This is a genomic window from Actinoplanes couchii (assembly GCF_016862075.1).
Classification (GTDB): domain Bacteria; phylum Actinomycetota; class Actinomycetes; order Mycobacteriales; family Micromonosporaceae; genus Actinoplanes; species Actinoplanes couchii.
In genome coordinates, this window is sequence record NZ_BOMG01000006.1 from 1 (window position 1) to 25113 (window position 25113).

Sequence of the window (25113 nt, forward strand, 5' to 3'; positions counted from 1 at the left end):
GCGGGGTGGTGAATAAGCGTGCGGTCACAGAGGGGCATGACGGTCAAGGCAGACCGTGGTCGCGGAGCGGCGTGACGGTCAAGGAGGACCGCGGGTGCGGAGGGCGTGGTGGCCAGGAAACAGCGGAAGTGTGGGTGGTGAAGGGAAGGCGCGGCCACGGAGCGGCGTGGCGGCGGTGGAAGGGTGCGGTGAGCGTCAGTGACTGGTCACGGTTTGTCCCCCGGCGGTCGATGTGACGATCTGCATCGATCCTCTAACAGCGAGTTGGCACTGTCAACGAAAATATTGCGTGGTGCGTGTTAATCCGCTGGTCAAACGTGTATGGTCGGGCCGTGACCGCCCCATCGTCAGCTAACGACGGCCGATTGATCTCTGCCGCGGAGGTGGCGCGCCTGGCCGGCGTGACCCGTGCCGCGGTCTCCAACTGGCGCCGTCGGCACCCGGATTTCCCGGAGCCGGTCGGTGGTGGCCGCAACGCCCTCTTCGCCCTGTCCGAGATCACCGGCTGGCTGGACCGGCAGCGCAAGAACACCGAGGTCTCCGACGAGGTCCTGATCTGGCAGGAGCTGCGGGCCCGCTGGGGTGACGACATGACCGGCGCGGTCGCCGAGGTCGCGGCCGCGGTGGCCGGCGGCGGCGATGGGCTGGACGAGGGCATCCGGGCCCGGCTCCGGGCCATGGTCGACGCGACGTCGCCGGCGGCCGTGGTCACCGCGTTCACCGACCGGCTGATCGCCTCCGGCACCGCGATGACCACCACCCATCTGGCCCGCGCGGTCGCCCATTTCGCCGGGCGGATCACCGGCACCGTCTTCGACCCGGCCTCCGGCGCCGGCACCCTGCTGCTGGCCTGCGCGACCCCCCGAAAAGCCGAGCGCAAGACGGAAACCAAAGCCGAGCGCAAAGCCGAGGGCCGGGTCGTCCTGGCCGGCCAGGACGGCAATCCGGCCGCCGCCGCGCTGGCCCAGGCGCGGGCGACATTGGCGGGCGTCACTCTGGAGATGCGGATCGGCGATTCGTTCCAGGAGGATGCCTGGCCGTCGCTGCGGGCCGATCTGGTGGTCTGTGATCCGCCGGTGGGCCTGACCGACTGGGGTCGCGACACCCTGTTGCTGGATCGCCGTTGGGAGTTCGGCATCCCGACGAAGGCCGAGAGCGAGCTGGCCTGGCTGCAGCATTGTTACGCGCACACCGCACCGGGCGGCAGGGTGGTCTTCGTGATGCCGCCGTCGGTCGCCTATCGCCGGGCCGGCAAACGGATCCGGGCCGAGTTGCTGCGTGCCGGAATCGTCGAGCAGATCGTCGCCCTGCCGCCGGGAATGGTGGCCTCGCACGCGCAGCCGGTTCATCTCTGGGTGCTGCGCCGTCTTCCCGAGGGCGAAAGGCCGCCTTCTTCGGTACGCATGACCGACCTCACCGTGGCCGACCCGGACGGCCCGTTCGTGCCCGATCCGGCCCAGGTCGCCGAGGTGCCGGTGATCGACCTGCTGGACGAGACGGTCGACCTGACCCCGGCCGCGCACACGCAGGGCGGCCGGGTCGACCTGGCCGGTGAGTACGCCGAGGCCCGCCGCCGCATCCAGGAGCTGACCGCCCGGATCGCCGAGTTGTTGCCGGAGCTGCCGGCCGGTTCGGGCGCGTTCGAGGGCCCGCCGGTGCGGATGGCGGATCTGGCGAAGGCGGGCCTGGTCGACATCGGCGAACGCACGGCGACGTCCGCGAGTGATCAGCTGGACACCGATTATCTGCGTGGTTTCCTGCGCAGTTCGGCGAATACGTCGAGGAACACCAGCAGCAGCGGAACCCATCGGGTCGACGTCCGTGGTTCCCGGATTCCGCAGATGGACATCGAGGAACAGCGGCGGTACGGGGCGGCGTTCCGCGCTCTCGACGAGGCCGAGTCGATGCTGCTGGAGTTGGCGGCCGACGGGGTGAAGGCGATCTGCCGGGCCCGGGACGGGCTCACTTCCGGAACGCTCCGGCCCTGACGGTGCGCCCGGTTCTGCTGAGTGGTTACGCGGCCAAGTCGTGCCCGCGTGCCGTGCACAACGAGTACGACGAGTCCATCGCGCGCCCCGATCAGCCGGTGCCGCCGGAATTGCGGGCGCTGTTCGATTCCGGGATCCGTTTCGAGGCGGAGGTGTTCGACCAGTGGGCGGCGCTGGAACTGCCCGGATATGTCGACCTGCGTGATCTGGACGGCGACAAGCGGACCCATATCGGGGCGACGATCGGCGCGATGCGGGCGGGCGCGGCGGTGATCGTGGGTGGCCGCCTACCCGATGATCACGAGGGCGGAAGAACCGGAAAACCGGACATATTGCTCCGAGGAAACAAGAACCGCTACTACCCGGCCGACATCAAAGCCCACCACGTCCTGGACAAACGCTACGACGACGCCCCCGCCAGCAGCCTCAAGACGCCCGGGTTCGAGCACGTCACCCCACTGCCCGACGGCGGCGCACGACACCGCGAGGAGGACCTGCTCCAGCTCGCCCACTACTGGCGGATGCTGGAGGCGTGCGGCCACCAGGCGGCCCACCCACGCGGCGCGATCATCGGCGACGACCGCCCCGGCGACCCCCGGCTGATCTGGTACGACCTGACCAGCCCCGCCTTCCGCACCTTCTCCCGTACCAGCGGCGTGGCCACCCGCAGCGCCCTGGAACGCTACGACCACGAGCACGGCTTCCGCCGCCGGGTCGCCGACACCGCCCGCCGGGGCGACCCGCCGCTGGTCCAGCCGATCGGCCAGGAGGAGTGCGCCACCTGCCGCTGGTCCTCGGCGTGTGTGACGACACTGCCGGGCGACGATCTCAGCGCGGCACTGCGGGGCACCCTGGGCGTACGCGAGTATCTGGCTCTGCGCGCGACTGGTATCCGTACCACAGCCGATCTGGCCGGCAGTGACCCGGCGACCCTCCTGGCCGGGCCCTACGGCGGTGAGGTGACGCATCTCCGCAATCGGGCCTTCCGCCTGCGCAAGGCGGTGATCGCCGCGGAGCTGGCCCGGGACGGGGTGACGGTGCGCCGCCGTGGCCCGGCCGACGTGCCGCGCGCCGACGTCGAGATCGACATCGACGTGGAGTGGGGCGCCGACGACCTGGTCTACCTGTGGGGTGTCCTGGTCACCGAGGGCCGGAACCGCACGTACACCCCGTTCTTCGACCCGGCGGTCGACGACCCGGCCGGCGAGGCGGATCTGGCCCGCCGCTGCCTGGACCATCTGGACACACTGGCCCGCGACGCCGAAGCCCGGGGTCGCAGCCTGCTGGTCTTCCACTACGCGCCGCCGGAGCCGCGCCGGGCCGCCCGGTTCGCCCCGCTGCCGTCCGGCGCCGCCCACCCGGACCGCTGGGTGGATCTGCTGCCGCTGGTGCGTGCCGCCGTCGACTCCCGGGCCGGTCACGGCCTGAAGGCGGTCGCCACCCACGGCGCCGGGCACACCTGGCGCGATGCGGACCCGGGCGGGCTGCAGTCCCAGCAGTGGCACACCGCGGCCCGCCTCGGCGACCGTGCCGCCGCGACCCGCCTGCTCACCTACAACGAGGACGACGTTCTGGCCACCGCCGCGATCCGGGACTGGCTGCGCACGTAGAAGTCCCGAGAAGCACGCCCGGCGTTCATTCCGGCGGTGCCCGCGACTGCGAATCTCAGCGTCGGCGGGGGAGGTGCCGCGATGCCGAACGTCGATCTTCCGACGGCGACCGGTTGGGTCCTGGTGCTGGTGTTCGTGATGGTCGTGCTGGACGCGCTGCTGCCGTTCATGCCCGGGGAGACGGTGCTGCTCGCGGCCGGGGTGGCGGTGGCCCACCACGGTTCGCCGGGGCTGGCGTTGCTGCTGGTGACGGTGGCCGCGACGGCGGTGCTCGGTGGCGATCTGGTGGCGTACCGAATCGGGGGTCTGGCTCTGACCCGCCGCCTGCGGCGCGGACGGCGAGGGGCCGCCTGGCTCGCGCGGCTCACGGTGGTGATGGGCACGCACGGTCCGTTGCTGCTGATGTTCGGGCGTCATCTGCCGGGCGTACGGTCGGCGACGGCGTACCTGGCCGGGACGCTGGGTTTCCCGATCCGCCGGTTCGTGACGTTCACGCTGGCCGGGGCGATCCTGTGGGCGGCGCAGGCGGTGCTGATCGGCTACCTGGGCGGGGTGGTGTTCCCCGGTGACCCGCTCGCCGCCCTGGTGTCGGCGTGGCTGGTCGCGCTGCTGGCCGGAGCACTCTTCCTGTCTCTCCGGCGGATCAGGGTTTGACCTGGAGCGCGCTCCAGGTCATAGCGTCAGGTCCATGAGTGAGACGCGTATCGGAACGATCGAACTGGGCCGGACCGGCGAACAGGTGAGCAGTCTCGCGCTGGGCGCCATGCAGATGGGTGGCGCCACCCCGGAGCCGGAGGCGATCCGGATCCTGGACCGTTACCGCGAACTCGGCGGGTCGTTCCTGGACACCGCGGACTGCTACGAGTGGTGGTCGCATCCGGGCAGCCGCGGTGGGGAGAGTGAGGAGCTGCTCGGCCGCTGGATGCGGGACCGCGGCAACCGGGACGAGATCTTCCTGGCCACCAAGGGCACCGCGGTCCCGGCGTACGACCCGGAGCTGTGGGCGGCCGACGGCACCCCGAACTGGGAGCTGGCCCGGCGCACGTTCGCCGGTGCGGGCGCGGACACGCTGCGGCACGCGCTGGACGGCAGCCTGCGACGGCTCGGCACCGACCACGTCGACCTGTACTACGTGCACGTCGACGACCGGTCCACCCCGCTGGAGGAGACCCTGGAGGCGCTGGCCGGGCTGGTCACCGCCGGTAAGGTCCGCTACCTGGGCTGGTCGAACGTGCGGACCTGGCGTCTGGAGCGGATCCGGCAGCTCTGCGACCGCTACGGCTGGCCGGCGCCGGTGGCGCTCCAGCAGCAGCACTCCTACCTGCGCCGCCGGGCCGGGTCGACGAACCTGTCGATCGTCGACGACGAGCAGATGGACTACCTGACCGAGCACCGGGACCTGGGCCTGGTGGCGTACTCGCCGATCGTGAAAGGCATCTACGACGACCCGGCGCGACGTGCCGAACACTGGATGATGGAGTCCTATGCCGGACCGGACAGCGACGCCCGCATCGACACGGTCGGCCGTCTGGCCGCCGGCCTGGGCGTGACCCCGAACCAGCTGGTCCTGGCCTGGCTGCTGCACCAGAGCGAGCCGCCGGTGCTGCCGCTGATCGGGCCGCGTACCCCGGAGCAGTTCGAGAACCTGGTTCCCGCCCTCGACGTCAAGCTGACCGCCGAGCACCTGGCAGAGCTCGATCGGGCCGGGGCGTGAGCATGTCGTCGATGCCGGTGGCGTCGACCGGGTGGGCCAGCAGGTAACCCTGGGCGTACTCGCAGCCCAGCTCGGCCAGCACCGCCAGGTCGGCGTCGTCGTCGACCCCTTCGGCCAGGGTCGCCATGCCCAGCGCCCGGGCCATCCCGATCATCGCGTCGGCCAGGGCGCGGCGGGCCGGGTCGCGGGCGATCCCGTTCACCACCGTGTGGTCGATCTTGACGACGTCCCAGCCGTGGTCGGCGACCCGGGCCGCCGACGAGTAACCGGTCCCGAAGTCGTCGACCGCGATCTGCACCCCGGCGCGGCGCAGCGCACCCAGGGCGGCCTCCACCGTCTCCGGCATGGCCAGGCCCAGCTCGGTCAGTTCCAGGGTGAGCGCGCCCGGCGGGGTGCCGGTCCGGTCCAGCGCCGCCAGCACCATCCCGGCGGTGGTGGCGTCCAGTTGCCGCGGCGACAGGTTCACCGCGACCGGCACCCACCGGCCGGTCCGGTGGTACCAGGACCGCTGCTCCACCAGCGCCTGGTCCAGCACCAGCGCGAACAGCTGGGCGACCGTGCCGGTGGTCTCGGCGACCCCGACGAACGCGGCCGGCAGCAGGATCCCGTCCACCGGATGCTGCCAGCGGGCCAGCGCCTCCACCGAACTCAGGCTGCCGTCGTCCACCCGGAACACCGGCTGGTAGACGCAGAACAGCTCGCCCGGCCGGGTCAGGGCCCGGCGGAAGTCGGCGTCCCGGCGCAGCCGCTTGACGGCCTCGCCCCGCGCCTGCCCGTCGAACCGGACCAGCCGGCCCCGCCCGGCTGCCTTGGCCTGGTACATCGCGGTGTCCGCGTCCTGCAGCAGGGTTTCCGCGTCGGCGTCCAGTTCGCCGGTGGTGCGCAGCCCGATCGACAGCGAGGCGAAGAACTCGCTGCCGTCGGTCAGCCGCATCGGCCGGGCCAGCTCGCTCGCGACCCGGGCGGCGACCGTGCCCGCCTCCTCGTCGGTGACCGCCGGCATCAGGATCACGAACTCGTCGCCGCCCAGCCGGCACACCACGTCCCCGGCGCGGACCGCCCCGGACATCCGGCCGGCGATCGCCACCAGCAGCTGGTCACCGGCGTCGTGGCCGAGACTGTCGTTGACGTTCTTGAAATGGTCCAGGTCGCAGAAGAGCAGACCGACCCGGGTGTGCCCGTCGTCCGGCAGCGACGCCAGCGCCAGCGCCAGCCGGTCCATCAGCAGCGCCCGGTTCGCCAGCCCGGTCAGCGCGTCGTGGCCCACCCGGCGGCTCAGGTCGTGGATCGGCGTGACCAGCCGCAACGTCACCAGCAGCACCGACAGCCAGGTGCCGATCACCAGCGGGGTGTCCGACGGCAGGTCCCAGAACAGGTGCAGGGTGGGCAGCACCAGCGCCGCCCCGAACAGGGTCAGCGCCCGGGTCAGCGTCAACGTGGTCAGGGTCGACAGCCGCGGCACCGTGTGCACCATCGAGGGATGCAGTCCCGCGGTGGCGATCAGGATCGGCATCGCCATCCACCCCAGGTCGATCAACTTCCCTTCGGTGTACGTCCCGGTGAGGCTCTGATGCGTGTAGAACGCGTCCGACACGAACCATGCGATCAGTCCCGCCAGCAGCCAGCGGACCCCCGGCGCGCGTAGCTCCACCCCGAGGGCCAGCGCGAGCGCGCAGTAGACCACGACAAGCGTGCTGGCCGGCACCGTGATCGCGATGATCCGGGCGAGCAGCGTCTCGTCCCCCGCCAGGATCGGGTTGACGACAAGCAGCCAGGCGATGCTGGCGAACGGCGCGAGCAGCACCGCCGAATCCAGGAACGCGGTCCGCCCCGACCGGGCCGCCAGCATCGCCGCGCCACCGGCGATCGCCAGATGCGCCCCGAGATACAGCCCGTCCGCGACGGAGGGGAAAGGCGGCATGACCCCGCTTGCCGTGTACGCCGCGAAGATGACGTCCCCGACCCCGGACAACGCCAGCCCCGCCACGATGATCTGCCACCCACGACGGCGCTGCGGAGAGTTCCGCTGAATCCCGACCCAGGTGGCCACCGGCGCCACACAGTTCAACACCACATAGATCCACCGAGTGGCCGGGGTGAACGGCAACAACACGTAGGCAGCGGCAGCCGACGACGCGAGCACCAGGTAGATCCACCACAGGTGGCGGAGTGACCCGCTCGTTCGCATGCCCCCTCATCGGCGCCCCGGGCCCCGATCGGAGAAAACCGTACCGGCGGATCACCGTCCGGCGGTCACGGCCTGCTCAGCACGCTACCTTCCCGGACGGACTCAGCGGCGGCCCCGTCGACGGCGATGGTGGTCGTCGCCCCCGCCGAATGCAGCTCGACCGACTCCACCACCACCTGCCCGGACACCACGTCCCCCACCGACACGCTGAGTTCGTCCCCGACCCGCAGCGCCTCCCCTTCCAGCCGCCCACTGACAAACGCCCACGGACGACTCGACAGCCGGTGCACCCGCTCCACGACGAGCCTGCTCATCCGAGATTCCTCCTCCACGTCTCGACGAAGCTCTGCTCCGCCGCGTACGCCTCATCCTCCAACGAGCCGGTCATGGTGCTGACCCGGCCCTCCTCGTGCTGGCGCACGTGGACGCTCTCGTGTCCGAGTGTCCGTACCAGCGTCTCTTCGTCCTGAAAGGCCGCCGGGCCCAGCTGGACGCCCATCGGATCGGTTCTGGCGATGGCGCCCGCCCAGTCCAGGTAGGCGATGTCGCCGTCGCCCTCGACGGCTTCGACCGGCTTTCCCCGGAAGTCGACACCGGCCAGCTCGGTGTAGTGCCGGATGGTGTCCGCGTTTCGGGGCAGGCCGATGCCCTGCTCGAGGACCTCGCGATTCGACAATGCTCCGGATCGCGAGTGCAGTACGACGCCGGAACCCGTGCCGGAGCCCACCGGATCGGTTCGGCCGAGCCGGGCGAGCAGTTGCTGGAGACGGTTCAGGATGCCGCCGAGTTCGGCGAGCCTGCCGTCGAGACGGCGCAGGCTGTCGAGCAGGGCCCGGATGAAGTGCTGGATCCGGTTCACCCATCGGCTGACCAGGGTGGCGACCTGAGCGGCCACCACCGGGGTGGCGAGACCGAGGGTGACACCTTCCGCCGCCAGCCACTGCGGTAGCCGTACCGCCAGGGTGGCCACGAACTGGGCGACCAGGTCACGGACGATCTCACGCACCATCGCGACCAGGAGCCCGGCACCTTCGACCGCGTACGAGATCGCCTTCGTGACGATCGCGATTCCCTCGACGGCGGCGAGTTGTTCCCCGGCGTGCCCGCGGTAGGCGTCACCGGCCAGGCCCTGCCATCCGGCGGTCTGCGTGCGCACCGCGTCGGTGTACCGCTGACCGGCCGCAGCCGCGGCCGCGGAGACGTTCCGCCACGTCTCGGCATGTGCGGCGATCTCGTCCGGTCGGCCCGCCAGCCAATCGAGGGCGTCCCGCAGCGGTTTGACATGTTCCATCAGCCAGCCGACGCCCCAGGCGAACAGTGATCCCAGCGGATCTACCGTCACCGCCAGGGTGTCCAGAGCGCCACCGAAACCACCGAGGGTGACGTCGACCCAGCTGTTGTCCTGGATGCCGGCACTGATCAGGCGAGCATCCTCGACCAGGCCCAGACCGGTCGACCACGTGGTCGAATCGTGGGGCTGGGCTACCAGCGGGTCGGTCACAGCGGGAGTACCGGGCCGCCGCCGGCCTCAGTGACCTGCCGGGCGCTGTGCGCGTCGGTCGCTTCGACCGTATCCGCCGTGGTCCGCAGCTTGAACGCCGTCTCCGACAGCGAATCCACCGAGGCGGTCAAGGCGTCCAGTGCGCCGTTGAACAACGGCTCCAGAAGGCCGGGCAGGAACTGGCAGATCTCCCCGTAGGCATCGCGGCCCATGCTCACCTCGTGGACCGCCGACCGGGCCAGATCCAACTGGCCGGCGATCTCAGCGATCGTGCTCGCGTGATCCCGGACGGCCTCGGCCGGGAACCGCATCTCGGCGCTCATCGTTCGACCGGCGGGTCCGGCTCCGGAAAGCGTGATGCGAACGAGTGGACCACCGCCCGGCCGGCCTCGCTGTCCTCGCCGACCGTTGCGCGGACATGCTCGATCACCTTGGACGACAGGTCGACCTGAGCCCGCCGGATCACCTGGAGGATCTCCCGCGCCAGTTCTGAACCGGACATCGCACGAACCCGGTCGTCGAGATCCAGCGACTCGACCTGACCTGAGGACCCGACCGTCACCCGGATGGCTCCGCCGCGGGCCTCCGCTGAGCCGGACGCCCCGGCCACCTGCCGCGACAACTCGACGGCGCTCTGCGCCCGGGCATCCACCTGCGCCACCCAGGAGTCAAGCCATTCCTCAGCCGCGTCCACGTCGGTCATTCGGCTCCACCTCCACCGGTGTCCGGCCACGCTATCGAAATCCTGCCCGGCGGGGAAGGACACCGGGGGCCGCCGGGTTCAGGAGGACTGCGGCCACGCTGCTTCGACCAGGGCCGGGAGGATTTCGGCGGCTGGGCCGTGCAGGTTCACCGTGGCGGTGGGGTCCAGGGGGGTCGGCTGGGGGTTGATCTGGATCACGGTGGCTCCGAACATGGTTGCCACCTTGGGGATCTCGGCTGCCGGGTAGACCAGGCCGGATGTTCCGATCGTCAGCAGCAGGTCGCAGTCGGTGGCCTCCTGGACCGCGGTCTCCAGCGCCTCCTCCGGTAGCGGCTCGCCGAACCAGACCACGCCCGGGCGGATCGGGGCCGCGCACGCCCGGCAGCGGGGTGGGGGCAGGCGGCGGCCCTCGTCCGGTTCAATGGCCTCGGGGATCTCGGCGGGGCGGGCGCACGACGCGCACCGCGGGGCGAACAGGCTGCCGTGCAGGTGGATCGGGTCCGTGGAACCGGCCCGTTCGTGCAGGTCGTCGACGTTCTGGGTGATGACCGTCGTACGCGGCGCCCGGTTCTGGATCGTGGTGACCGCCGCGTGGCCGGGGTTGGGGGAGACCCGCTGGATGAGCGAACGTCTCCACTCGTACCAGCCCCAGACCAGGTCCGGATCGTCCTGGAAGGCCTGCGGCGTGGCCAGCGACTGGGCGTCGAACCGCTCCCACAGGCCGGTCAGCGCGTCCCGGAACGTCGGCACACCGGACTCCGCCGAGATGCCGGCCCCGGTGAACACCACGACCCGTCGCGCCGCTGCCAGGGCGCCCGCCGCGGTGTGCAGGTCGTCCATTCGATCCCCGTCCCCTCAGATGAACGTATGTACCAGCACGGACGAGTGTCGCAGAACCTGATTCCCAAGTGCTTCGTTGAGCGGGGGAGTTGGCGTCGCGACGGAGGTGCTGATGCCGAATCCGGAAGAGAAGAGCCGCTGGGGACAGGTGGGCAACCGGCTGCTGACCGCGGTCGGGGACTGGACCGCGCCCACACCACCGGACCGTCCGGGCTGGTCGGACGCGAACATGAACCTGCTGGTACGCATCGTCACCGCGGTCACCGCAGCGGTGTTCCTACTGGCGATGTTCGTCATCTGGCTGATGCGCTGACCCGATCGGGGATCGACGGCAGTGTCACCTTTTGAACGGACCGGCGGCGGATCGGCGACCCCACCCGATGCCTCGTGCCGATACAGTGCGTGCCTATGACGTCACTACGTCCTTCGTGGACCGCCGTCGTGGCGGTCCTCTGTGGTGTCATGGTGAACCCTCTCCTCGCCGGGTCCGTACTGGCGGCTGAGAAGGATGGTGACGTCGTCTTCTGCCTCGGTGCTGATCGGCGTGCCGGGTTGGTCGACGCCGCGGTGGCTCTCAGCCTGGCGTACCGTGGTGCGCCCTCACCAGCGCTCTCACCAGCGCCCTCGCCAGCGCTCTCACCAGCGCCCTCGCCAGCGCTCTCACCAGCGCCCGCACCGGCGGTCTCGCCGTCGCGCCCGGTCCTGACATCGGGTGACGATTCGCTGGAGCGGTGGAAGGCTGATGCCCCGGCGGCCTTCCGTCAGGCGTGTGCGGCGCTCATCGAGGCGGCGCGCGTCCCGCAGTCGGCCGCTCCCGCGTCCAGCCAGCTCCGGACCGTGCTGACCGCCCTGCTGTCGGCGGTCGTCGCCGGTGTCATCTCGTTCCGGCTGGCCACGGTGGGCGCCCGGCGGGCGCAGGCCGGGGCGTTGCGGACCGCGAAGAAGCAGTTCGACCGGGAGGCGGAGGCGCTGATCGAGGCGCGGGGCCGGCGGACCGGCAGTGAGACCGATCCGGAGCGCCGCTACCGGGACGCCCGCACCGATCTCTCCAATCAACTGGACGAGATCGTCGTGATGCACCGCTGGTGGAAGCGTCCCCGGGAGATCCGGGACTACCTGGACGGCGAAGAGCTGCGGGCGGCCATGCGGGACAGCCTGCTCGGCGCCCGTGGCCCGGAGGGCGAGAAGAACGTCCGAGAGGCCCGGGTCGCGGTACGCCGGGTCAGGCTCGGCGTCGAGTCGGTGGCGCTCGCCGCGCAACGGCCCGGAATGCCGCATCCGGGAATGTGGAGGAGGAGCCGGTGACCAATCCCTTCCGTTTCCCGGACCATTTCGGCGACTCTCTCCAGCCGCTCGATCCGCTCGAACACCCGGAGCATGCCGATCTCTACGTGGATCTCGACGGATTCGAGGCCGCATTCACCCTGTTTCAGCAACGGTTCGGCTCTCCGGAATCATTCGACCGGTCCGGCGCCATGGCGATCGCGGTGGGGGACCGTCATTTCGGGAAGACCGCACTACTGAATCGTTGTGCGTACTGGCTCCGGGAGACGTTGAATGCTCCCGGTTCGAATTCCATGGTCGCCGATGTCGTCGACTTGAAGTGGGTTCCGGTTGCCGACGGTCAGACGACGGAGGAGCGGATGAAACTGGTATGTCATCACCTGATGAAGAGACTTGACTACCTGAACTGCCTGGAGAAGCCCTGGGGTGAGGGGAAGGAGCAGCCGCCGCCTGAGGACGTTCTTCCCTACCTGGACGGCTGGCTCCGGGAAGATCGCCTGGTCATCGTGCAGTTGCCGCCGACGGCTGACGTCCAGGAGGAATTGGTCGCATATGCGAAGATGGTTCCGAGAAGAGTAATCTTGCTCGGTGAGACAGCCTATGCGCGTCAGTTCGACGACAAGGCGGCCGAATTTCGTGGTGCGCGTATCCCGCCTGTCGTCCTGCGGCTGGGAAAGCTGCGGCCGGCCGATGGCGTCACATTTTACAACAAGCGACGGGAATTGTATCCCGATGACGCCAAGATTCCTGCGCCCGCCAACAACGTGTGGCCGGAGCTACTGGGCACACGACCAATGTCGGTCGGTGAGCTCCAGCGGATACTGTATGACTTGTACGACGACGAATCCACCCACAAACCCCCGGCCAAGAGCGTCACCATGAAGGTGATGTTGAAGCATTACCTCAAGTACAGCGAGTTCGGGGGGAAGAAATGAAAGGCAGCGAACCGCCTGGTCGTTTCAGTGGGACGAATCCCTACCCGCCCACCGCGGTGGCCCGGATATCACCTCGAACAGGTGACGTGGCGACCATACCCACCCCGGCCCTCCAGCGCGCGGTCGCGGAGCTGGAGGGCTATCTCGCAGCGGACGGCGTGACCGGATCGGGTGCCGACACACCGCCCGGCAGGGTGCTGGCGGTGATCGGCGACTACGGCACCGGCAAGACCCACCTCGTCAACCACCTGATGAGCACGGCCCGCAAGCGTGGTGGCCCCGCCGTCGAACAGGTCTACCTGAACGCCCCGGCCGGCACCTTCGTCGATCTGTACCGGGCGTTCGCCTACAAACTCAACGAGCAGCGTGACCTGGTGCTGAGCCGGGTGCGCCACTTCTACGCCGAGGTGGTGGCAAACGATCTGGGCGACTCCGAGTTCTTCGCGGAGCTGGTCCGGAGACTGCGTGCCGGTGAGGCCGACCCGGTGGAAGTGGTCCGGGAACTCAACCTCGCGGAGATATCCCTGCTGGAGGAGGTGCAGCAGCGCCTCAGTCAGGTCACCGAGAACAAGGCGTTCGGATCGGCGCTGACCCTGCTGTTGCGCAACGGGTTCGAGGACGCCGTCTGGGAGTGGTTCCAGGGCAAGGTCCCGGATCGGATCCTGCAGGAGCGCGGAATCACCTTCGCCATCGTGGGTTCCGAGCAGACCGCGCTGGAGGCGATGGGTGTCTTCGCCCTGCTGATCGGCTATCGCTCCTTCCATTTCATGGTGGTGGTCGACGAACTCGACCAGTTGCTGTCGGCGGCCGGTCATCGCGAGAACGATCACAACGACGAGGCCCAGTCGGCGTTCAAGCACCTCATGCAGGTCTTCGAGTCGGCCGGCGCGTTCCTGGTCCTGGCCGGCCTGCCGGACTTCCTGCGTGAGCTACGGGACGATGTCGGCGCCCGGATCACCAGGCGGATCGGCATGCAGCCGCTGACCGCCGCGGACGCCGAGGCCTACATCCGGATGCGGCAGGGCTCGGACGATCTCTTCCCGTTCACCCCCGAGACCGTCGGGTACGTCGTCGACGTGACCGACGGATCCCCGCGCCGCATCGTGTCACTCTGCTACCACCTGTACGCGCGGGCCCGGGAACAGGACGGCCCGGTCAACGGCCCGATGATCCGTGCCGTCGCGCAGGAGGAGCTCTACGCTCCCAGCACCGAACGGATGCACACCGAGATCCAGGAGGTGCTGCTCGCCAGCGGTCTGGAGACGATCCGCAACCGGTTCCTCAACGGCACGCCTGTCGACTACTGGATCGCCATCGGCGCCGAGGGCGCCGGGATCGCGGTGCTGGCCCGGCAGGACGGCCTCGACGCCGGGCAGCGCGCGGATCTGCAGGTCCAGGTGTCCCGCCTGTTCCGGCCGGACCGGCAGGTGCTGGTGGTGTTCGGCGGCCATGTGCCGCAGAGTTTCGTCACGGAGCTGCGCCTGACCTCCGAACAGGACCCGATCGTCTACGACCGGCTGCATTTCATGGACCGTTTCGCGGCGGCGATCAAGGGCATGGAGGTCCGCCTGGAACGGTCCACCGGCGGTGATCAGGGCGGCCTGCTGCTGAGCCGGGTCACCCGGCTGATCCGGCAGCAGTCCAACGTGTTGGAGATCGTGCATCAGCTCAGCGGCAGCATGGACGCCTTCCGGGACTCCACCGGGGAGCGGCTCGACGCCATCGAACGGCGGGTCGGTGATCGACCCGGAACCGAGACGGTGGCGCTCCCGGTCGACGACCGGACCGGCCTGCCCGTGCCGGTGGCGGCACTCTTCGACGACGTGATCGGCACGGTCGGCGTGGACGGCCCGCTGGCCGGCGTGTTCCGCCGGACCTTCGACGGTGGGCCGGCCGGGATCATCGCCCGGCGCCAGGTCAACGCGATGCTGCCACGTGGCCGGGCGAGCCGGGCGACCGGGCAGTCGGTGCTGATCCGGGTGCTCACCGAGGCGTTCCGCTCCGAGGTGGTGGACTGGTACGCCGTGGTCCGCAACGATCCGGACGGTCAGCCGGCGGCCGGCTCATGGCAGCGGCTGGACGATCTGGTGGCGACGTTCGACACCCAGATCGCGCTGGTCGCGAAATCCGACATCGGCTGGCTCGTCGCCCAACTCTCCGACGCGTCGGCGGACGAGAGCATGGCCGCGATTCAGGACGCCCTGGTCTCCTTGTCGGCTCGGGTCAAAGCCGAGGTGCTGACCGGCTTCACGACAGGCTGAACAGGCGAGGACCGGCCCGGTGGCCGGGGCGGTGTCGCCGGTGCCGGCTCGGGTGGCGGGGGACCGGGCGGCGCGGCGGGCACCGGGCGATCCCGGGGCAGAGCGCCGGCCAGCGCGTGCAGCACGTTCACCGTGATGATCGCCGGCGCGACGATCGCCACCGTGCCCGGCAGGGTCTGCTCCAGCAGCAGCGCCAGCAGCACCGCCGTGATCCCGCTCTGCTGGCCCAGCGCGATGTCGTGCCGGTCGCGCCGGGGGAACCGGGCGGCCACCAGGGAACCGACGACGATCTGCGCGGTGTAGGCGGCGGTTCCCAACACGATGCCGGCACCGACGTCGATGCCCGGAACCAGCAGCAGTCCCAGGGCGAAGACCGCGAGCTGGAGGGCGGTCCGGGACATCAGGTCCAGCACACGGTCCGGCAGCGGGCGCAGGAACAGGGCCACGAGTGCCAGGCCGAGCATCAGCACCTGCCAGACGGCCAGCGCGGTCACGGTGGCCAGTAACGCGTACTCGAAAGTGGTTCGCGGTCTCCCGGCCGGAAGACGGCGGCTGAACCGCCAGAGCGCCCAGGCGACCCCGGCCAGCAGCAGGTTGACCGCCAGGTCGCCGGCGAAGCCACCGAGATGGCCGGTGGCGCCGGTCAGCCAGCCGACGGCATAGACGGTCAGCAGCACGGTCACCGGGTCGTCGAAGGCGGCCCACGCCGCCAGCACGGTCCGCGCCCGCGAGGACATGTCGCCGCGCTTGCCGATGGCGGCGAACGAGAGCGGATCGATCTGGGCGACCGCCACCCCCAGGATCAGGTACGCCGGATCCCGGTACACCGCCACCATGACGCCCCCGATGAGCGCCGCCTTGACCAGCACGCCGACGGTGACCGCGACGGCCACCGTGGACCGGTGCCGGCGGGCATCGGCCAGATCGATGCCCTGGACCGAGGCAACCAGCCCGACCGCGAGTAGTCCGGTGACCACGTGTGCGTAGACGCCACCCGACTCGGCCACCCGCAGATCGAGCCCGGCGCCGGTGGCCCAGCCGAGCGCGGCGACACCGGCGAAGGTGAGGATGCGCACCACCGGCGCGATCCGCGGCCACGACGGCCCGCGGACCACCCGGATCACGTGGTCCACTGATCCGCCAGTCGCCCGGCCAGGGCGAGCACCTCGCGCTCGGCCTCGACCACCCGGTCCTGGTCGAGGGTGACCGCCACCAGGTGGGTGCGTGGCCGTAGCCGGTGAAAGAAGACCGCGCCGCGGGCCACGTCCAGCACGAAGTAGGTGATGCGCCGGCCGGACACCCGGTACAGCATCGCGGTCAGATCCCGCGCGTATTCGCCCAGGCGCGGGCCGAGCCTGCCGTATCCGGCCCGCCGGAACTCCGGGTTGGTGCCGAAATCGAACCGGTGCAGACCCGGATGGCCCAGGATGTCGGCGGCGGCGACCTGCTCGTCCCGGTGGTACACGGCGGCGTAGTGCAGAGCGGACAGGTCGAGCGCCTCCGCGCACCGGGCCGCGACCGGGGCGAGCCGCCCGGCCACGTGCGGGTCGACCCGGCCGGTACCGGTGCCGGTGGCCGCCACCGGAGGCGGGGGATCGTCGGGCTTGGACTCGGCGGCCAGCCAGCCGCCGTAGTCGACCGGTTGCTGGCTCAGCGACCGCCGGAGCCGGTTGGCCAGCCGGGTGACCTCCTGGTCGATGGCGATCCGGTCCGCGGGCACGGTCCGGCTCGACTCGGCGGAGGGGGCGAACGAGACCGCGATCAGGTGCTGGGCGTCGGTCACCTCGTACCAGTGCACGGTCCCGAGCTCCGCGCTGAGGAAGAACCGGATCAGAGCGCCGGTACGCAGGCCGGACAGCTCGTCGTTGAACCGGAGCATGTAGTCGTAGAGGTTGCGCCCGGCCTCGTTGACGTCGTTGAGCAGCGCGTCGTCCGGCCCCTCGGCACGCTGGGCGAGCAGATCGACGGTGTAGTCCGGCGAGCCGAAGGTGTACCGGGCGATGTGCCCGAGGGCCGTCGCCTGTTCCAGTGTCCGGATGCACACCTCCACCGCGTCGGCGTTGTCATCCCGGTCGACTATCCGGGCACCGGTCGGTTCGTGCCATCGCGCGCCGACCGCGGCGCGCGCGTTGATGCGATCGAGGATCTCGCTCCATCCCGGTTCCATGACCGGTTCCTCCGCTCCCGTCACAGGGAGGCGCGGGACCTCGTCGTCCGTACGCCCGTCATCCGTTCTCATGTCGACTCGATCTCGACGTCCACGTCCACGGGGCTGCCATTCCCGCCATCGAGGACCATCGAATTATTCTGCAAGATCGCGAGATATGGGTGCCCCTCCGGCAGAAGTTCGGCCGCCTCGGCCGCCTCGCCCAGCACCGCCGCCGCCTGGTCCCGCTCCCCGCTGTCCAGAAGTGCGTTGGCCTGGTTGATCCGGGCCGCTATCAGCCATGGGTGGCCGGGCCGGAGTCGATCGGCCAGCAGCCGCACCGCCTCGCCGGCCGTCTCCAGCGCCGGCATCGTCCGCCCGGCCCGCCGGAACAGCCCGGCCGCGGTCATCTCGGCGACCGCCACGAACGGATGGTCCGGCAGCAGCAGTCCCCGGATCGCGGCCAGCGCGGTCTCCGCCGCCGCCAGTGCGGCAGGCATGTCGCCGGTGTAGGAGAGGTCGACCGCCAGGCTCAGCCGGGCCCCCTGGGTGACCAGGCTCTGCTCACCGGCCGTCCGCTGGTAGGCGGCCAGCGCCTGTCCACTCCGTAACCGGGCTTCCGGATATTTGCCGAGGCGCCGTTCGGTCACCGCGAGCGCGGCCTTCGCCCGGATCGTCAACGGGTCGCCGGCGCCGCGGAGGTTCGTCAGCCTCGTCTCCGCCTCCGCCAGCAGGCGCCGGGCGCCGGCGAAGTCCCCGGTCGCCCGCTGATAGACGGCCAGGTCGATGGCGCACCACCAGGTGAGGAAATCGTTCTCGGACAGCCCTCGGCGGATCCGGAAGGTCTCCGTCTCCAGATTGCGGGCGCCCTCCTGAAAACCGGCGAAATAGTTGGAGAGTGCGAGGTTGTGCCGGGTACGCAGGGTCTGCTCGTGCTCCTGGCCCAGCATCGCCCGCATCGCCCGGTAGGTGGCCCGATCCTCGGTGAGCGCCCGGTCGAAAGCGCCGATGCCGCGCAGGTCGCCTGCCACACCGCGCCGGTTGACCGCCGCCCGCAGTTGGAGCCGGGCCGGTTGTTCCGGTTCCTCGCCGTGTGCCGCCACGTCGACCGCGAGGGATCCGGCGTTGTCACCGAGTGAGCGGAGCAGGTCGGCGTGGTGCACCGCCAGCCGCCGGACCAGCGGATCGGTCCGGTCCGGCCAGGTCCGCTGGAGGTGCTCGGCGACCGCGAGCCCGGCCCGGAGCTGATCGGGCCGGCCGTCCTTGGCGAGCATGGCGAGGTGCAGCACCAGCAGGCGACGGACCGGGGTCGAATCCAGTTCGTCGAGGGCGCCCAGGCCGAGGACGTGCCGGCCGATCTCTCGCAGGTCCGGCTCCCGGTCACCGGCCAGGAACTCGGCGTCGTTCGGTGCCCATGCCGCCAGCGCCTGCATGGTGAGCCGGCGGGCCCGCTCCGCGCGTTCCGGCCCGGCCACGGCGAGCAGGGCCTGCTGCATGATCGGATGCATGCGCAGCCGGGGTTCGCCGACCCGGTCGATCCGGAACAGTTCGAACCGCTGGCCGGAGTGCATCACCACCTCGATTTCGGTGGCGTCCCCGGCCAGGTCGTCGGCGGACTCTCCGGCCGCGCTGATCAGCCCGGTGAGGAACGGGGTGCTGCGGAGCAGCCGCAGTGAGACGCCGTCCGGCGCGAGATGCGCGCACATCAGCGCGAACGCCGCCACCAACCGGCCGCCGGGGTAGCTGTCCAGCAGGCTGAGGAACGAGCCGGCCACGCTTCGCAACCGGTCGGTCCGCTGCTTCCCCGGCTCACGGGCGGTGAGCGCGCTGAGAAACAGCTGGGCGGCCTTCTCCGCGGCCTCGGTGCCGTGCAGCCCCCGGGCACGCAGCAGCCCGGTCGCCGCACGGATGCACCCGATGGTCAGGCGCAGGTTGAGCGGCTGGGCGCCGACCGCGTCCAATAGGGCGTCGAGCCGTCCGGCGCTGTGCTCACCGAGGTTGTCGCGGAGTAGTTCGCGGGCCTCGTCCCGGGTCAGTGGGCCGACCTCGACGCTCTCGTCCGGTGCTCCACCGGCGTCCCTGACCAGCAGGACGTGGCCCGTGCCCGGCTCCGGGAGCAACCCCTCGACCGTTGCCGGGTCGGAGACGTCGTCGTAGATCAGCAGTGACGGCTGGTATCCGGCGGCCACCTGCTGGAGCACTGCCGTGGGGCGGTCCTCGTCGTCGATGAGCACGCCGATCCGCTCGGCCAGGCGGGACAGCGAGGCTTTCGCCGATGGCCGGTCGTGCGCGGGGACGTGCCAGATCAGCGAGTACTCGTACCCGAACTCGCTGGCGTAGGCGACGGCCAGCCCGGTCCGGCCGGCCGCTGGGGGACCGGACAACCAGGCCCGGGCCGGCACCCCGGAGGGCAGCAGGTCGCGGAGCTGCTCGGTCTCTCGGACCCGGTGGACCGTGCCGGGATCCTGGGATGGCAGCCCGACGACGCCGGCCGGCCGGTCCGACGGCAGCCGTCCGGTGCCGCCCGGTGGCAGCTCGCCGGAGGTTGCCAGGGTTGCCAGCAGCCGCAGCCGGGCCTGCGCGTGTGAGCAGCCGGTCAGGTCCACGTCGGGCACGCCGGGCACCGGAACCGCTTCGTCGGTCACTCGCAGCAGGACCAGCTCGGCCATCTGGCCGGCGGTGAGCCCGGCCCCGTCCAGCGGGCGGCCCCGTCCGGCCACCACCACCGAACCGGGCGAAACCGTCCGCAGGCCGGTCTCCACGCAATGCAGCTGGGCGTTCAGGCCGGCGGCGCGCAACTGGCCGGCGGCCCAGTCGGCCCACGGGCGGTCCAGCGAGCAGTAGAGAATCTCGATCGGCTTGCTGTCGCCGGACTGCGCGCCGGTGTGCCGGCGCAGGTAGTCGCGGTACTGGTCGCGGAGTCGTTCGGAGGTGGGCGCCAGTTCGGTGACGGCGCCGTCGCTCACCGCCTCGACCAGAGCCCGGTAGGCGGCCAGCACTTCCGGCTCGTCGTCCGGCGCGTAGACGACCGGGACGAGCACCGCGTCCGGGGTGCGGAACGGCACCGGCACCACTCGGACCGTCTCGTCGCCGACCCGGACATTGCCGGCCCGCAATGCGGTCCGGATGACCGCCCCGCACTGTTCGGCCTGCTCTTCCGGGGCGAGCGGGAACTCGGTGTCCAGATACGACGGCACGGCGAGGATCCGCGCCCCGAGCGGACTGTCCCGGGCCACGGCGACCGCCAGACCGGCGGCTTCCCGGGCGGCGTTGTCCTGGGAGGCGAAGCAGAGCACCACCCGATCGGCGATCAGGGCATCTCGGACCACCGTCCCAGTCTCGCCGGGTTGCCCGTCCAGGAGCACGTAGTCGTACTCCGACGAGGTCAGATAGGCACGCAGCCGGGTGAACCGGGCCAGCTCGTCCGGGCCGCCCGGCGGACGGCCCGGTGCCGGAACCACGACGTCCAGCCGGGGCACAGCCGCCAGCCCACCGGGCAGGTAGTGCCGGAACTCCGCGGCGGCGCCGAAGGCGGTCGTGATCGCGCGCGTCAGGTCGGCGCCGAGCCGGCTGATCACCTCGTCGTCGAGGGCCTCGTCCACCAGGAACGGGCGCAGGTACTCGTGGATCCGGGTGCCACGTAGATCCCAGTCCAGGATCAGGACGCGGTTGCCGCGGGCCGCGAGCGACCAGGCGACGTTGGCGACCACGCTGGTCCGGCCGGACCGATGATCCGCCGCCACGAACGAGACGACGGCCGCCCTGCCCGGGGCGGTTCCGGTGACATCTGTATCGATCATTTGCCGATCCGCGATCATTCGTCGACGGGACGTGCCGATGTGGGCACGCCGGGAATGAAGTTCTGAAATCCGCTATATTCCGAGTTTCCACTCCGGGTTTCGGCGATAAGCCTCCGCAGGGAATCCTGTAGCGCAGTCCGGTCGACCAGATCGATCACCCCGTCGGACCCGGAGACGTCGATCAGATCCGAGATCAATTCGCCTTCGTCGCCCATTTTCCGCCCGCCAGTATGTGTGGCCAGTCCCGTGGAGCTCACTGTATCCGCCCTCATCAGCCCTATGCGTGATCCGGTCGGGAATTCGCTACCGCACTAGTATCTGTCAATGTGTGGACAACTGATGATGGATCTCGGGGCGGCTTCGGTTCACATGATCATTTGCTGATCCGGCACACGATGCCGGAGGACTTCCTGGTCAGGCTGGCCCGTGGCGACGGCGGGGCGGCGCTCACATTCTTGATCAATACCCAGCGCAGTAAGAATGCCCTTCTGATCCGCGCGCTCCGGGACACCGCGGTCCGCCTGTCGCATCCCCGCGCGGCCTCGATCGACGCGGCGTACGGCATGCTGCGCCGTTCCCCGCCCGCTGGCGCCGAGGTGCTCGCCCACCCTTCGGTGGCGCACTGGGCGATGCACACCCTGGCCCGGATGCTCCTCCCGGACGGCGGCGCCGCGAGTCCCGGCCGGCTCGGGCTGGTGGCGCTGGCCGCGGCGATCCGGGGCGGGACCGGCGCCGACCTCGTCCTGCCCGCCGGGGAACTGCATCCGCGTGGCCTGCCGTTGCCGTCGCTGGGATTCCTGCGACTGGACGCGGTAGACGGCGACCAGCGGATCCGGGTGGACGCCCCGGCCGGGGTGCTCCGGGTGAACGGTCGCGTCTACCCGCTGGCCGGTGCCGGGATCGACTCCCCGGACTGGCTGCCGGCCGACCGCCTCGAACTCGGCGCCGGCCGGTGGCGGTGGACGCTCGCCGTCGACGACCCGCACACCCTCGGCCCGGATGCCGAGCCGCTGATCGGGCCGGACCGGTTGCCCGGCTGGCACAAGCGGATCGAAGCCGGGTGGGAGCATCTGGTCCGGTACCACCCGGCCGGGGCGGTCGATGTCCGTGCCGCGATCCGGACCCTGTTCCCGTTGCCCCCGGTGGAGTCGGGGCACGTGAGCGGGACCTACCGGCATGCCTCCGGATGCCTGGCGGTCTCCCTGCCGACCGACCCGCAGACCACCGCCGCCACCCTGCTGCACGAACTCGGGCACCTCAAACTGTCCGCGGTGATGGACCTCTTCGAACTGGTCGACATGTCAGCCGATGAGGTGCGGTACGTGCCGTGGCGTGACGATCCCCGGCCGTTGTCAGGAATGCTCCAGGGCGCTTACGCCCATCTGGTGGTCGCCGGATTCTGGCGACGGGAAGGCCGGCGGCTGGGCGGCGAGGCGTTGATCGAATATGCCCGCTGGCGGATGGCCGCCGCAGAGGTCTGCGCCGACCTGCTGGAATCCGGGCGGCTCACCGCGGTGGGCCGGCGGTTCGTGACCGCGATGACCGGGCGGTTGGCCGGTTGGGCTGCGGATCGGTTACCCGGCGGGGCACTGGCCGAGGCCACCCGCCTCAACGCGGATCATCGGGCCCGGTGGGCGGGCCGGTGATCAACCGGGCGCAGGCGGCCGGGTCGTCGGCGAAGGGTAGGTGGCCGCAGCCGTGCAGGGTGACGTGGCGGGCGGTGGGCAGCAGGGCGCGCGCCCGGTGGGACTGGGCGAACGGCAGGACCATGTCCCGCGTACCCCAGGCGATGGTGATGGTGGCTTCTGACAAGAAGGGAACGGGTAGGCGCGTGAAGGCGTCGCGGGCCGCGGCGAAACCGGGGGCGGTGGCCAGTGCCCGGGCCGCCGCCACGCAGTCGGCCGGGTCCAGTCGGCGGGGGCGGGCGTAGAAGAGCGAGCAGAACGCGGCGCGGCCGGCCGGGGACGCCATGATCCGCGGCAACCGGCTGTCCAGGCGGGCCGCGGCGGCCCGGGCCGCGGTCACCACGGACTGGCACCAGCGGCGGCCGGCGGATGACCAGAAACCGATCGGCGCGAACGCGGTGACCGATTCGGCCCGGCCGCGGCGGCCCAGTTCCAGGGCGATGCCGCCGCCCATCGAGCTGCCGGCCACCGCGAACCGGCCGACGCCGAGACCGTCCAGGAACGACTCGACTCGGTCGGCGAACCAGGGGACCGAGCCGTCCCCGCCCGGCCACGGCGACTGTCCGAAGCCGGGCAGGTCGAGGGCGATCACGTCGCGGTCGCGGGCGGCGGCGTCCAGGATCGGGGCCCACACCTGGCGGCTGCTGCCCAGCCCGTGCAGCAGGACCAGGGGGGATCCGGTGCCGCGGCGATCGTACGCAAGCTCGGTCATGAATCCTTTATGGGTCTTCTTCGCTCCTGCCGCAAGACCCGGAAACGCGTTGTTGACATGTTGCCAATAACGGTGTGATGGTACGGCGATGTCGTACGACTACGACGTCCTCGTCATCGGCTCCGGGTTCGGCGGCAGCGTCACCGCGTTGCGCCTGACCGAGAAGGGCTATCGCGTCGGCGTTCTGGAAGCGGGCCGCAGATTCACCGACGAGCAGTTCGCCAAGACGTCCTGGCGACTGCGTGACTACCTCTGGGCGCCCGCGCTCGGCTGTTACGGCATCCTGCGTCTCACCCTGCTGCGCGACGTGATGATCATGTCGGGCGCCGGGGTCGGCGGGGGATCGCTCGGGTACGCGTGCACCCTCTACGAGCCGCCGGACACCTTCTTCGCCGACCCGCAGTGGGCTGGCGTCACCGACTGGAAGACCGAGCTGGCGCCCTACTACGACCAGGCGAAACGCATGCTCGGGGTGACACCGAACCCGGTGCTGACCGCCTCCGACGAGGCGCTGCGGGCGGTCGCCGACGAGATGGGCGCCGGGCACACGTTCCGGCCCACCCCGGTCGGCGTGCTGTTCGGCCCGTCGCCGGGCGCCGACGTGCCGGACCCCTTCTTCGGTGGCGCCGGGCCGGACCGGCGCACCTGCACACTGTGCGGCTCGTGCATGACCGGATGCCGCAACAACGCCAAGAACACGCTGGTCAAGAACTATCTCTACCTGGCCGAGAAGGCCGGCGCCGTGGTGCACGAGCGGACCACGGTGACCTCGGTCCGCGCCCGAGACGACGGCGGCTACCTGGTCGGGACGCGCCGGCGGACGTTCACCGCGGAGCAGGTCGTGTTCGCCGGCGGGGCCCTCGGCACCCAGCGGCTGCTGCACCGGATGCGCGACCGCGGACTGCTGCCGCACGTGTCGCCACGGCTCGGGGAGTTGAGCCGTACCAACTCGGAATCCATCCTCGGCGCCCGCACCCGCCGCACCGACCGCGACTTCACGCACGGCGTCGCGATCACCTCGTCGATCCACCCCGACCCGGTCACCCACGTCGAACCGGTCCGGTACGGCCCCGGCAGCAACCTGCTCGCCCTGCTCGCCACGGTCCTGGTCGACGAGGGCCGCCCGCGCTGGCTGACCGCACTGAAAACCCTGGTCAAGGCCGGAAAAGATCTGCGGCTGTACGTCTGGCCGCGCCACTGGTCCCGGGAGACCGTCGTCCTGCTCGCCATGCAGCCGCTCGACAACTCGATCACCGTGCACACCCGGCGCGGACTGTTCGGGCGGCGGCTGAGCAGCCGTCCCGGCATCGGCGAACCCAACCCGGTGTGGGTGCCGGCCGCCCACGACGTGGCCCGCCGGGTCGCCGAGCGGATCGACGGGGTGCCCACCGGCGCGTTCACCGAACTGATCGGACGGCCGGTCACCGGGCACTTCATCGGCGGCTGCGCGATCGGGGCCACCCCGGAGCAGGGCGTGGTCGACCCGTACCACCGGCTGTTCGGTCATCCGGGGTTGCACGTCATCGACGGCTCGACCGTCGCGGCGAACCTCGGCGTCAATCCCTCGCTGACCATCACCGCGCTGGCCGAGCGGGCGGTGGCGCTCTGGCCCAACAGGGGCGATGCTGATCCCAGGCCCGCATCGGGATTCGTCTCTGTCGATCCGGTGGCGCCCCGGGATCCGGTGGTGCCCGCTGCGGCGCCCGGGGCACTGCGGCTGACCATCGGGAGGCGGCCGTGACCAGG

Annotated in this window: 21 protein-coding genes; 10 read left to right on the forward strand and 11 right to left on the reverse strand. The window is 70.8% G+C overall.

All coding sequences use genetic code 11. The annotated features are described in order from the left end of the window. Window positions 1–365 precede the first annotated feature (365 nt). From Aco03nite_RS01140 to Aco03nite_RS01155, 4 genes are all read left to right on the forward strand, one after another. A complete protein-coding gene (locus Aco03nite_RS01140; RefSeq protein ID WP_239144827.1) occupies window positions 366–1988 on the forward strand; it encodes an N-6 DNA methylase in 1623 nt (540 codons plus the stop codon). 2 nt (window positions 1989–1990) lie between these two features. Then, entirely contained in the window at window positions 1991–3598 is a 1608-nt protein-coding gene (locus tag Aco03nite_RS01145) for a TM0106 family RecB-like putative nuclease (protein ID WP_203792660.1), read from the forward strand. A gap of 81 nt (window positions 3599–3679) precedes the next feature. Continuing rightward, window positions 3680–4252, forward strand: coding sequence for a DedA family protein (locus Aco03nite_RS01150; RefSeq protein ID WP_203792661.1), 573 nt, complete (start codon window positions 3680–3682; stop codon window positions 4250–4252). A gap of 34 nt (window positions 4253–4286) precedes the next feature. Then, window positions 4287–5312 (forward strand): aldo/keto reductase, encoded by a 1026-nt coding sequence (locus Aco03nite_RS01155; RefSeq protein ID WP_239144828.1) that lies wholly within the window; start codon window positions 4287–4289, stop codon window positions 5310–5312. Here the strand turns inward: Aco03nite_RS01155 and Aco03nite_RS01160 are convergent. The 6 genes from Aco03nite_RS01160 to Aco03nite_RS01185 form a co-directional block, all read right to left on the reverse strand. Then, window positions 5263–7500, reverse strand: a complete 2238-nt coding sequence (locus Aco03nite_RS01160) for a putative bifunctional diguanylate cyclase/phosphodiesterase (protein WP_203792662.1) — start codon at window positions 7498–7500, stop codon at window positions 5263–5265. The genes Aco03nite_RS01155 and Aco03nite_RS01160 overlap by 50 nt on opposite strands. A 65-nt stretch (window positions 7501–7565) precedes the next feature. Further along, on the reverse strand, window positions 7566–7814 hold the full coding sequence (locus Aco03nite_RS01165) for a hypothetical protein (RefSeq protein ID WP_203792663.1): 249 nt from the start codon (window positions 7812–7814) through the stop codon (window positions 7566–7568). Continuing rightward, a complete protein-coding gene (locus tag Aco03nite_RS01170; protein ID WP_203792664.1) occupies window positions 7811–9001 on the reverse strand; it encodes a hypothetical protein in 1191 nt (396 codons plus the stop codon). The genes Aco03nite_RS01165 and Aco03nite_RS01170 overlap by 4 nt, the downstream gene beginning before the upstream one ends. After that, window positions 8998–9324 carry a type VII secretion target gene (locus tag Aco03nite_RS01175; RefSeq protein WP_203792665.1) on the reverse strand — a complete coding sequence of 109 codons (327 nt, stop codon included), beginning with the start codon at window positions 9322–9324 and terminating at the stop codon, window positions 8998–9000. The genes Aco03nite_RS01170 and Aco03nite_RS01175 overlap by 4 nt, the downstream gene beginning before the upstream one ends. Continuing rightward, window positions 9321–9704 carry a YbaB/EbfC family nucleoid-associated protein gene (locus tag Aco03nite_RS01180; RefSeq protein ID WP_203792666.1) on the reverse strand — a complete coding sequence of 128 codons (384 nt, stop codon included), beginning with the start codon at window positions 9702–9704 and terminating at the stop codon, window positions 9321–9323. Before Aco03nite_RS01180 ends, Aco03nite_RS01175 begins: the two co-directional genes overlap by 4 nt. A gap of 78 nt (window positions 9705–9782) precedes the next feature. Beyond that, the gene (locus Aco03nite_RS01185) at window positions 9783–10544 is read right to left on the reverse strand and encodes an SIR2 family NAD-dependent protein deacylase (RefSeq protein WP_203792667.1); all 762 of its coding nucleotides are present in this window, start codon (window positions 10542–10544) and stop codon (window positions 9783–9785) included. A gap of 112 nt (window positions 10545–10656) precedes the next feature. On the opposite strand from Aco03nite_RS01185, the gene Aco03nite_RS01190 reads away from it, so the two are divergent. The 4 genes from Aco03nite_RS01190 to Aco03nite_RS01205 all read left to right on the forward strand — a co-directional run bounded on the left by Aco03nite_RS01190 (window position 10657) and on the right by Aco03nite_RS01205 (window position 15024). After that, window positions 10657–10857 carry a hypothetical protein gene (locus Aco03nite_RS01190; protein ID WP_203792668.1) on the forward strand — a complete coding sequence of 67 codons (201 nt, stop codon included), beginning with the start codon at window positions 10657–10659 and terminating at the stop codon, window positions 10855–10857. Between the two features lie 524 nt (window positions 10858–11381). Further along, on the forward strand, window positions 11382–11849 hold the full coding sequence (locus tag Aco03nite_RS01195) for a hypothetical protein (RefSeq protein ID WP_203792669.1): 468 nt from the start codon (window positions 11382–11384) through the stop codon (window positions 11847–11849). Next, window positions 11846–12763: a hypothetical protein gene (locus Aco03nite_RS01200; RefSeq protein ID WP_203792670.1), complete on the forward strand. Its 918-nt coding sequence runs from the start codon at window positions 11846–11848 to the stop codon at window positions 12761–12763. Before Aco03nite_RS01195 ends, Aco03nite_RS01200 begins: the two co-directional genes overlap by 4 nt. An 86-nt stretch (window positions 12764–12849) precedes the next feature. Further along, window positions 12850–15024 carry an ATP-binding protein gene (locus Aco03nite_RS01205; RefSeq protein WP_203792671.1) on the forward strand — a complete coding sequence of 725 codons (2175 nt, stop codon included), beginning with the start codon at window positions 12850–12852 and terminating at the stop codon, window positions 15022–15024. Here Aco03nite_RS01205 and Aco03nite_RS01210 read toward each other — a convergent pair. The 4 genes from Aco03nite_RS01210 to Aco03nite_RS01225 all read right to left on the reverse strand — a co-directional run bounded on the left by Aco03nite_RS01210 (window position 14955) and on the right by Aco03nite_RS01225 (window position 21185). Continuing rightward, on the reverse strand, window positions 14955–16157 hold the full coding sequence (locus Aco03nite_RS01210) for a cation:proton antiporter (protein ID WP_203792672.1): 1203 nt from the start codon (window positions 16155–16157) through the stop codon (window positions 14955–14957). The genes Aco03nite_RS01205 and Aco03nite_RS01210 overlap by 70 nt on opposite strands. Further along, on the reverse strand, window positions 16145–17191 hold the full coding sequence (locus Aco03nite_RS01215) for a hypothetical protein (RefSeq protein WP_203792673.1): 1047 nt from the start codon (window positions 17189–17191) through the stop codon (window positions 16145–16147). Before Aco03nite_RS01215 ends, Aco03nite_RS01210 begins: the two co-directional genes overlap by 13 nt. A 68-nt stretch (window positions 17192–17259) precedes the next feature. Continuing rightward, window positions 17260–20970 carry an FxSxx-COOH system tetratricopeptide repeat protein gene (gene fxsT / locus Aco03nite_RS01220; RefSeq protein ID WP_203792674.1) on the reverse strand — a complete coding sequence of 1237 codons (3711 nt, stop codon included), beginning with the start codon at window positions 20968–20970 and terminating at the stop codon, window positions 17260–17262. 14 nt (window positions 20971–20984) lie between these two features. Beyond that, entirely contained in the window at window positions 20985–21185 is a 201-nt protein-coding gene (locus tag Aco03nite_RS01225) for a hypothetical protein (RefSeq protein ID WP_203792675.1), read from the reverse strand. 162 nt (window positions 21186–21347) lie between these two features. Between Aco03nite_RS01225 and Aco03nite_RS01230 the strand changes: the two genes are divergently transcribed. Then, window positions 21348–22616, forward strand: a complete 1269-nt coding sequence (locus tag Aco03nite_RS01230) for an HEXXH motif domain-containing protein (RefSeq protein WP_203792676.1) — start codon at window positions 21348–21350, stop codon at window positions 22614–22616. On the opposite strand, the gene Aco03nite_RS01235 is transcribed toward Aco03nite_RS01230, so the two are convergent. Continuing rightward, the gene (locus Aco03nite_RS01235) at window positions 22579–23367 is read right to left on the reverse strand and encodes an alpha/beta fold hydrolase (RefSeq protein ID WP_203792677.1); all 789 of its coding nucleotides are present in this window, start codon (window positions 23365–23367) and stop codon (window positions 22579–22581) included. The genes Aco03nite_RS01230 and Aco03nite_RS01235 overlap by 38 nt on opposite strands. Before the next feature lie 88 nt (window positions 23368–23455). Between Aco03nite_RS01235 and Aco03nite_RS01240 the strand changes: the two genes are divergently transcribed. Then, on the forward strand, window positions 23456–25108 hold the full coding sequence (locus Aco03nite_RS01240; RefSeq protein ID WP_203792678.1) for an FAD-dependent oxidoreductase: 1653 nt from the start codon (window positions 23456–23458) through the stop codon (window positions 25106–25108). Window positions 25109–25113 lie beyond the last annotated feature (5 nt).